1 protein-coding gene is annotated in these 1,345 nt (G+C 54.9%); it reads right to left on the reverse strand.

What is annotated here, in order from left to right; genetic code table 11:
• Positions 1-1,298, reverse strand: a 1,298-nt coding sequence (locus ACFQ6N_RS40865) for a hypothetical protein (RefSeq protein ID WP_380659202.1), incomplete at its 3' end; no start/stop codon positions are given.
• Between the last annotated feature and the right edge of the window lie 47 nt (positions 1,299-1,345).

The following is a 1,345-nucleotide window of genomic DNA, read 5'->3' on the forward strand; positions in this document are numbered from 1 at the left end:
GCTGGGAAGCCCACCCATGTCCAGCCGAGCTCAATGAGCCGAGAAACCCAAAGCATGGCTTGCCTGAGTGTGATCCATCCGTGTCGAGAAGCCATGATGATCAGCGAGTGCAATGCCGCGGATGGAACTCCGGTAGAAGCGGTTGCGATAGCCCGGAGGCTGAGCTCTTCTGCAATCAACGTGAAGCCATGGAACTTTGCGGCGTGGAAGGTGGCGAATGTCTCTGGCCCCAAGGCATCCAGAAGCTGAGCTGCTTCACAAGATAGCGGGACTGTCGGCACGTCGATAATTCTGCACTGGCTAATGATCTTCGATACTCTCTTCCAGAACTCAAGCAGAGCAACCCGCTCAGCGGCGCTTCTGCTTGTGATGCAAAGGTTGCCCTGCTCGTCAAGATTCATATGTCCGACTGATCGACGTCGTTCACGCTCCTCGGCGCGCCAGTCACAAAGTTGAGCGATCGCTAGCTTAGTGATTCGGGGTGGCTTGAATAGGCGGCCGGCAAAGTCCTCGGCGTCGATTGTGGCAAGCAGAAGAACGGTCGTTGCGTCCAGTATCCATCCGTTGGATGCGTTCAGTGTGCATTCGTCAGCCTCAATATCGGGAGTGGTCCCAGAATGAGAATGCGGTGTCCAGAACTTGGACTTGTAGATGAACTCTCTAGGGCTTGTTTGGAACTGCTTTGCCATCAGCACAGCTGGAAAGTTTCCCTGCTTCGCGAGATCAAGCTGTTCTTCCACAGCCCGGTGGCGCGCACTTAGCATCCTCTTGGCTTCTGCCAGTTGGAATTCGATATCTCCACTGATGCGCTGAACGCCCGTTTGCTCCTTTGAGCTCAAGCCGATCTGCTGCATTGCCTCGGCATACAGGATTTCGGACGGTCCACGAATGGATCTAATCTCCGCAACCTTCCCGTCAAACGGGTCTCCGATAAGCGTCACGGTGGCACCGGATCGCTGGCCTATAAGCTGCTCGATCCAAGGATGGTGGATGGGATCTAACGAGCGAATGCCAGGCAGCGACGGTGCTCCGGTCTTGCTGATGTAAAATTCGTCGTCGACCTGATTTTCGATGTGAATGGCCACGATCGTACCGCGCTGCACGGTATCAACGCGCCTATGTGACTTACGGTTAACGCCAAGCGCGAAGACCTGTGACGCGCGTCCTGGCGTGACTAGGTCATTGCGCAACAGTTCAATGGCGTCTGCATCGTCTTCCTTAATGCCCAGAATTACCCGCGCCTGCATCAACAAAATGTAGTCATCGGGCGACTTGGCTTTGGGCTTTTCCAACGTCATGAAGAGCTTTCTTGCCTCCCGTGTTCTCCCCATATTCACTGCTAGCC

The organism is Kitasatospora sp. NPDC056446, assembly GCF_042796115.1.
GTDB lineage: Bacteria > Actinomycetota > Actinomycetes > Streptomycetales > Streptomycetaceae > Kitasatospora.